General features: G+C 59.0%; 8 protein-coding genes and 1 pseudogene. 4 read left to right on the plus strand and 5 right to left on the minus strand.

Annotated features, from left to right (window positions below):
• Positions 1–70 precede the first annotated feature (70 nt).
• A pseudogene (locus tag ACQKP2_RS31040) lies at positions 71–346 on the plus strand (elongation factor P); the annotation flags it as partial.
• Between the two features lie 163 nt (positions 347–509).
• Here ACQKP2_RS31040 and ACQKP2_RS31045 read toward each other — a convergent pair.
• From ACQKP2_RS31045 to ACQKP2_RS31060, 4 genes are all read right to left on the minus strand, one after another.
• Entirely contained in the window at positions 510–1,523 is a 1,014-nt protein-coding gene (locus ACQKP2_RS31045; RefSeq protein ID WP_427582125.1) for an alpha/beta hydrolase fold domain-containing protein, read from the minus strand.
• 37 nt (positions 1,524–1,560) lie between these two features.
• Positions 1,561–1,980: an organic hydroperoxide resistance protein gene (locus ACQKP2_RS31050; protein ID WP_027613448.1), complete on the minus strand. Its 420-nt coding sequence runs from the start codon at positions 1,978–1,980 to the stop codon at positions 1,561–1,563.
• 338 nt (positions 1,981–2,318) lie between these two features.
• Positions 2,319–2,780: a MarR family winged helix-turn-helix transcriptional regulator gene (locus tag ACQKP2_RS31055; RefSeq protein ID WP_427582126.1), complete on the minus strand. Its 462-nt coding sequence runs from the start codon at positions 2,778–2,780 to the stop codon at positions 2,319–2,321.
• Positions 2,781–2,851: 71 nt separating this feature from the next.
• Positions 2,852–3,808 (minus strand): LysR family transcriptional regulator, encoded by a 957-nt coding sequence (locus ACQKP2_RS31060; RefSeq protein WP_427582127.1) that lies wholly within the window; start codon positions 3,806–3,808, stop codon positions 2,852–2,854.
• A gap of 124 nt (positions 3,809–3,932) precedes the next feature.
• Between ACQKP2_RS31060 and ACQKP2_RS31065 the strand changes: the two genes are divergently transcribed.
• Positions 3,933–4,667: a sulfite exporter TauE/SafE family protein gene (locus tag ACQKP2_RS31065; RefSeq protein WP_427582131.1), complete on the plus strand. Its 735-nt coding sequence runs from the start codon at positions 3,933–3,935 to the stop codon at positions 4,665–4,667.
• Here ACQKP2_RS31065 and ACQKP2_RS31070 read toward each other — a convergent pair.
• Positions 4,657–5,511: a LysR substrate-binding domain-containing protein gene (locus tag ACQKP2_RS31070; protein WP_427582128.1), complete on the minus strand. Its 855-nt coding sequence runs from the start codon at positions 5,509–5,511 to the stop codon at positions 4,657–4,659. The two genes, ACQKP2_RS31065 and ACQKP2_RS31070, sit on opposite strands and share 11 nt — an antisense overlap.
• A 95-nt stretch (positions 5,512–5,606) precedes the next feature.
• Between ACQKP2_RS31070 and ACQKP2_RS31075 the strand changes: the two genes are divergently transcribed.
• The gene (locus tag ACQKP2_RS31075) at positions 5,607–5,822 is read left to right on the plus strand and encodes a DUF1127 domain-containing protein (RefSeq protein ID WP_427582129.1); all 216 of its coding nucleotides are present in this window, start codon (positions 5,607–5,609) and stop codon (positions 5,820–5,822) included.
• Between the two features lie 80 nt (positions 5,823–5,902).
• Complete coding sequence (locus ACQKP2_RS31080) at positions 5,903–7,132, plus strand: winged helix-turn-helix domain-containing protein (RefSeq protein ID WP_427582130.1); 1,230 nt, start codon at positions 5,903–5,905, stop codon at positions 7,130–7,132.
• The last annotated feature ends 71 nt before the right edge of the window (positions 7,133–7,203 follow it).

Below are 7,203 nucleotides of genomic sequence, written 5' to 3' on the forward strand. Positions count from 1 at the left end.
TTCGCGCCATGCGTTCCAGCCAGGATCGTTGTTGTTCCGTTGAAGTGGTGGGTTGTGCGGCAAAGTCTTTGAGGCCGTTCTGCCGTTCATCGAAGAAGGCATGACTGACGTCTGCGAAGCTGTGTTCTTCGAAGGCCGTCTGGTTTCCGTAGAGCTGCCGACCACCATCGTGCGTCAGGTTGCCTACACCGAAGGTTCCGCTCGTGGCGACACTTCCGGCAAGGTGATGAAGCCTGCCAAACTGAAGAACGGTACTGAGCTGTCGGTTGCCGACTTTATCGAAATCGACGACATGATCGAGATCGATACCCGCGATGGCGGTTCCTACAAAGGCCGTGCCAAATAAGCACTGCTTGAGGAATGAAAAAGCCCGACCATTGAGTCGGGCTTTTTTTTTGCCTGAAATGCGGGCCGACACATGGCTCGGTCCCCCCGTAGGAGCACGGCTTGCCGGCGAAGGCGTACTTGAGGTCGTCTTCGCCGGCAAGCCGTGCCCCTACAGTCGGGGGTTATTTCTTCAGGTGCTCCTTAAGCTCTTGCGAGGCCTGCAACATCGCCGAGCGCACCGCAGGAACCTGGCTGACCACGTTGAGCAAACCGTAGTCGTGGATCATCCCGTTGTAGCGGACCGAGGTCACCGGCACACCGGCTTCATCGAGCTTGCGGGCATAGGCTTCACCTTCATCACGCAGTACATCGGCTGCGGCGGTCTGCACCAGCGCCGGTGGCAGGCCCTTGAGTTGTGCCGGGGTTGCCCGCAGCGGCGAGGCGTAGATTTCGTTACGCTGACCGGCATCGGTGGTGTAGTTGTCCCAGAACCACTTCATCATGTTTTTGGTGAGGAAGTGACCCTCGGCATACTGGTTATACGACCCCGTTTCGAAATTGGCATCGGTGACCGGCCACAGCAGCACCTGGAATTTGATGGCCGGCGTGCCTTTGTCCTTCGCCATCAGTGCGACCACCGCAGCCATGTTGCCGCCGACGCTATTGCCGGCCACGGCCAGGCGCTTGCCATCGACATTGATTTCCTTGCCGTGCTCAGCCACCCATTTGGTTGCGGCGTAGGCCTGGTTGATCGCCACCGGATAATGAGCTTCCGGCGACGGTGTGTAATTGACGAAAACCGCCGCGGCACCCGAACCCGTGACCAGGTCGCGCACTAGCCGTTCGTGAGTCGGGAAATCCCCCAGCACCCAGCCACCGCCGTGGAAGAACATGAACACCGGCAACTCTCCCTTGACCCCGGCCGGGCGGACGATGGTCAGCTTCAGTGGCTGGCCATCGACCTGAATGGTCTTCTCGCTGACATCGGCTTTCGGCAGTGTCAGCTTCACCCCGGCCTGTGCACCCACCAATACCGCACGGGCATCGGCAGGCGTCATTTGCTCCATCGGCTTGCCTGTGCCGGCGTTCAGCACATCGAGAAACGCCTGAGTGTTGTGTTCAACATCGCCGGCAAATGCGCTCTGGATGGACAGTGCGAGAAGGGTACCGGTCAAGACTTTACTGAAAGTGTTCATGCTCATTTCCTGTTCGGGCCTGATTGGGCAGCAAAAGTTAGACGGTTACATGCAGACGCACATCGACGTTGCCGCGGGTGGCGTTGGAGTACGGGCAGACTTGGTGAGCTGCGTCGACCAGCGTTTGTGCATCGGCTTGTTCAAGCCCCGGCAAGCTGATGTGCAAGTCGATGTCCAGACCGAAACCACCAGGAATCTGGCCGATGCCGACATGTGCGGTGATCGAGGCATCGTCCGGGATTTTGCGTTTGGTCTGGCTGGCAACGAATTTCAGTGCGCCGATGAAGCAGGCCGAATAGCCAGCTGCAAACAGTTGCTCAGGGTTGGTTGCCGCGCCACCCGCACCGCCCAACTCCTTTGGAGTGGCGAGCTTGACGTCGAGAATGTTGTCACTGGAGATCGCACGGCCGTCACGGCCACCGGTGGAGGTTGCAATTGCGGTGTAGAGAGTTTGCATGGTGGATCCTCATTCGGGATTTGTGTTTGCGCTAAATGTTTGCGCGTTAACTAAGTGCGAGATAAATGTATCGCGCTAATATTTAGTGCGCAAGATAAATTTTGAAAAAAATTTGCCGATGTTGCTTTCGTGGCCTGAGTGATTTGGCTCAGGCCCGCGATGCAGAGCGGTCGAAGAGAAATTTTTTCAGTGGAAAATTTTTACCTGATGCCAAGCGGATGCCCTGACACAGTGCAAAAACGACGCGATCGGGTTGCCTCAGCCGGCACAGCGGCTGGGCGTGATGCGGCATTCGCGAGCAGGCTCGCTCCCATAGGGGAGACTCGGGGATATGAAAATCAAAGGCTGTCTTGCAGGTGACGACGTAGTTCTTGCAGCTCTGCCTGCAGGTTTTTCAGGCGCTCCAGCGTCATTCCACTGGCCCCGAGGATGCATTGAGGAATACTGCGTGCCTTGTCGCGCAGGGCACGGCCCTGTTCGGTGAGTTCGATGATCACCACGCGTTCGTCTTCATGGCTGCGGGTACGGCTGAGCACTCCTTCGGCTTCCAGGCGCTTGAGCAGTGGCGTGAGTGATCCCGGATCGGTCAGCAGTCGTGCGCTGATTTCGCCTACGGTCAAGCCATCCTTTTCCCACAACACCATCATTGCCAGGTACTGCGGATAGGTCAGTCCCAACGCCTGCAACAAGGGCTTGTAGACCTTGGTCATCATCAACGAAGTGGAATGCAGGGCGAAGCAGGCCTGATTATCCAGCAGCAGGTCGTCGCAGTTGTCTGGTGGGGTGTGCTCGGTGGTCATTTCTCGCAGCCTTGGTCAGTGATCATCATGAATCTAGCGGGCAAATCTTTAATGCACCAGATAATTATGGACTAGTGGCGGTCCAGATGGGTTTGCAGCACCAGATCCCAGGGAGGGATCGGGCTGAATCGTGTCTTGAGGTATTCCAGCAGCAGGCGACTGCGCGAATTGGGTTGTTGTTGCAGGCGCAGCGCATAGATCCCTGCGCTTTCCGGTTCGGGCAGGCCGTTTTCGCAGAACAAGGGCAACAGTTCGCCGCGTAGCAGGTATTCGCTGGCCAGCCATGTCGGCAGATGCGCGATGCCCAAACCGGCAAGGGCTCCGCACACCAGGGCTTCGGCATTGTTGGCGCTCATGCGCACGCGTGACGGTCTATGCATTTCAAATCGTCCGTTGTGCTCAAAGCGCCAGGCGAAGGGTGGGGCGAGGCCGGCCCAATCCAGACCGTCGTGCTCGGTCAATTGCGTCGGGTCGCCCGGTACGCCACGGCGCTTCAAATAGTCGGGGCTGGCGCAGGCGATGCGAACCAGGTTCGCCAGAGGCGTGGCTACCAGTCGTGTATCGGCCATTTGTCCGGCACGCAGCACCAGGTCGACCTTGCCCAGGTTCAGACCCTGCATGTCGACAAAACTGTCGATCAGTTGCAACTGCACATCCAGACCGGGGTACAGCATCAGAAAGTCGGCAATGGCCGGAGCCAGGTGCCGTCGACCGAACGCGGCCGGCGCATCGATACGAATCAGGCCCTCGGGTGCGCTGCTCAGCGATACCGCCTCGGCCCGGGCCAGGCGCAACTCGGCGACAACCCGCCGCGCGCGCTCGGCAAACGCCAATCCCGCAGGCGTGGCCCGCACCGCGTGGGTGCTGCGGATGAATAACTGACTGCCGACCGCGCTCTCCAGGCTGTCAATGCGCCGCGCTACAGCCGAAGGCGTCAGTGGATGACGACGGGATGCGGCTGAAAAGCTGCCGGTTTCCAGTACGTCTAGAAACAGTCCCAACTGGTCGGTCAATTGATTCGGGTTCATGTCTTTTACGCTTATGCGACTTTAGCAAAGCCATTGTGCGTCGCTGTGCGTTTCCGTGCCACACCCTGCTGCGTAGGATGAAGCCCTGACGCAAGCGGAGGTATCAGCTGTGACTGAATTCTTGATGTATCTATTGTTTGGCGCTGCTCTGGGCACTCTTGGCGGCTTGTTTGGAATCGGCGGTGGCTTGATCGCCATCCCGCTGCTGGGAGTGTTGTTCGGTCTCGATCAGCAAATAGCCCAGGGCACGGCACTGGTGATGGTGGTGCCGAACGTGATGCTTGCGCTGTGGCGCTATCAGCAACGCAATCGAATCGAGTGGCGTCATGGATTGCCGCTGGCCACGATGGGGTTCGCCTTTGCCTGGGTGGGCTCACTTTGGGCGGTAGGCATCGACGCGCAAACCATGCGCCTGGGGTTCGTCGGATTCCTGATCGCGTTGTCGGTCCTTAATCTGGCCCGGATGTTCAGGTCCCGTGCGCCGGCTGTTTCCGGGATGAATTATCACTGGCCATGGCTCGGCGTGCTTGGCGCGGCATCCGGGACCATGGGCGGGGTGTTTGGCGTGGGCGGTGCCGTGGTCGCGACACCGTTCTTGACCAGTGTGTTCGGCACCAGTCAGGTGGTTGCGCAAGGGTTGTCATTGGCATTGGCCTTGCCGAGCACGAGCGTGACGTTGGTGACCTATGCGGTACATCATCAAGTGGACTGGATGGTCGGCGTGCCGTTGGCAATTGGCGGGATGCTGAGCATCAGTTGGGGCGTGAAGATGGCCCATGCCATTGACGAACGGCTGCTTCGTGGACTGTTTTGCGGGTATCTGGTGGCGTGTGCGGTAACGCTCGTCGTTAAAGTTTGAAGCCGTCGACAATATGCTCGGCCAGGCACTCGGTAATCGGTGACGGGTTATACAGGTTGCGCACCAGCATGATGCTGGCCTCGGGCAGCACAGGCAGATCTTCGGCCTCACCGAGGATGCGCATGTCGGGCGTAATCAGACTTTCCAGTTGTGCGGTGACCGCCAGGCCGGCGCTGACCACCGCCATGATCGCCGACAAACTGTCGCTGTTGTACGCCACTCGATAATCGCGACCCTGGGCATCGAGTGCATTGCACGCCCACAAGCGGCAGAAGCAATCGCTGTTGAACATCGCCAGGGGCAAGGGCGTTTGTTCGTGGGCGCTATAGCAATGCGCCTCGGCCCAGACAAAACGTTCCTTGCGCAGCAACTGGCCGATTTCGCTGCCCGGCTCGCGGGTGACGATGGACAGGTCCAGATCCTGGCGCATCAACAGTTGCTTTGATGATTCACAGTGCACTTCGATCTGGATCAGCGGATAGGACTGGGCGAAACGCCGCAGAATCCCCGGCAGAAAGCGCATCACGTAATCATCCGGCGTGCCGATGCGTACCGTGCCGACCATATCGGGCTCGCGCAGGGTGTTGAACACTTCGCTATGCAGCTTGAGGATTCGCCGGGCATAGCCCAGCAACACCTGACCCTCTGCCGTCAGTCGAACTTGCCGCCCGTCGCGCTGGAACAGCTGGCGCTGCAGCACATCTTCTTCCAGCCGTTTCATTTGCATGCTGACGGCCGATTGGGTGCGGTTGACCAATTCGCCGGCGCGGGTAAACCCGCCCTGGTCAGCAATGGCGACGAAGGTTCGCAGCACTTCGGTATCGATACTCGGGTAGGCCGACATGCATCAATCTCCGAGATATGTGACATCAGAAACATTCGTTGGATTGATCTTAGACCTGGCGAGAGACTGGAGCCATCCAAACGGAGGGCAACAAGATGAAAGGTCAACATGAGTTTCAAGGCGCAGAAAAACACTCGGTCCACCTGATTTCCGATCTGCTGCACAAGTTCGGTCGCTGGTACGAATTGCATCGTGAACGCGATTTGCTGGCGAGCCTGAGCGACGAAGCGCTCAAGGACATCGGCATGAGCCGGGCCGACGTGGAGAATGAATCGATCAAGCCATTCTGGAATGACCCGATGCATAAATGATCCCGTGCATAAATGACAGGTACCCAGCTACACAAACAGCTTCCGCGTGAGGTAGGTTGCGAGCAGACAAGGAGGTACCCATGCCCGCAACACAGTCCTTCTCCCTTAAACAGGCTCGGCGTCTGGCGCTGGCTGCCCAAGGATTCAACGGGCGCCAGCCGCCGGCGACGATCAAGCCGCACCAGCTCAACCAACTGATCGAACGGCTGGGCATTCTGCAAATCGATTCAGTCAATGCGGTGGTGCGTTCGCACTACCTTCCGCTGTTTTCCCGTCTCGGCCAGTATCCATCCGACTTGCTCGACCAGGCTGCCTGGAGCCTGGGGCGGCGTCGTACGCTATTTGAATACTGGGGGCATGAAGCCTCGCTGTTGCCTCTGTCGATGTATCCGTTGATGCGCTGGCGCATGCAGCGAGCCAAACGGGGTGAGGACATTTATCAACAACTGGCGCGATTTGGTCGTGAACAACAGGGCACCATTCGTCGTGTATTGGGTTGTGTTCAGGATCAGGGCGCACTCGGTGCCGGCAGCCTTTCCAGTCGTCAGGAAAGGGCAGGGCCATGGTGGGACTGGAGTGCGGAAAAACATGCACTGGAATGGCTGTTCGCCGCCGGTGAAGTGACCGTGGCAGGCCGACGCGGCTTCGAGCGCTTGTATGACTTGCCGGAACGGGTGATTCCTTCGACGATCCTGACGCAGCCCTTGCCCGACGAAGCCGAGTCCCAGCGTCAACTGTTGCTGCATGCCGCGACAGCCTTGGGCGTGGGGACGGAAAAGGATTTGCGTGACTATTTCCGTTTGAACCCTGCGGACAGTCGTCCACGTCTGGCGGAGCTGGTCGAGGCGGGCCAGTTGCTGCCGTGCCAGGTTCAGGGGTGGCGACAACCGGCTTATTGCCTGCCCGAGTCCAGGGTGCCGCGCAAGGTCGCGGCCCATGCGTTGCTTTCTCCATTCGATTCGCTGATCTGGGAACGCAGTCGCACTGAACGGCTGTTTGATTTTCGCTATCGGCTGGAGATCTATACGCCGCAGGATAAGCGGATCTACGGCTACTACGTGTTGCCGTTTCTGCACAACGAACGGATTGCAGCGCGGGTCGATGTGCGCGCCGAACGTGCTGCCGGGCGATTGGCCGTTCATGCCGTGCATGAAGAAGAGGTGGGGCTGGATGAAGAGGGGATGCTGGCGCTGGCGATGAATTTACGGGGGATGGCCGATTGGTTGGGGCTGGCGCAGGTGCAGTTGAATTGCCCGCGGGCGAGTGCGGACAGGTTGCGCCGGGCATTGGGCCAGATCGGTGGTGAATGAATTGGCGCCCATCGCGAGCAGGCTCGCTCCCACAGGGGAAACATATCCTGTGGGAGCGAGCAGATCGGAAG

Source organism: Pseudomonas sp. NPDC089569, assembly GCF_050280625.1.
Lineage (GTDB): Bacteria > Pseudomonadota > Gammaproteobacteria > Pseudomonadales > Pseudomonadaceae > Aquipseudomonas.